Raw genomic sequence first — 251 nt, 5'->3', positions numbered from 1 at the left:
CTCTGCTGTTCTTTTAACTGAGTCTTAAATAATTGTACAAAGCCAAAATCTTTGAGCCAGACCACTTGACCCTGATGAAAATCTGGCAATAAACGCAGTTGAAACCATTGTCCTTTTTCTGGGGAAACCTTACGGTTACAGTCGATACCAAACATAAATCGAATACCATATTTTCTTATGGTTTTTAGATTTCCAGTCGATGAATACCAACTATCACCTGTAATAAATTGAATCTTTGCACCCCAACTGAG

Annotated in this window: 1 pseudogene; it reads right to left on the bottom strand. The window is 37.1% G+C overall.

Going from position 1 to position 251, the window contains the following annotated elements:
• Positions 1-251, bottom strand: a pseudogene (locus NO346_RS14770) (IS701 family transposase); the annotation flags it as partial.

Origin of the sequence: Acinetobacter sp. 5862 (assembly GCF_024494585.1) — a bacterium.
In the GTDB taxonomy this organism is placed as follows: Bacteria; Pseudomonadota; Gammaproteobacteria; order Pseudomonadales; family Moraxellaceae; genus Acinetobacter.
Note: the sequence above shows the minus strand (reverse complement) of the source record. Positions and strands in the feature narration are given on the sequence as shown.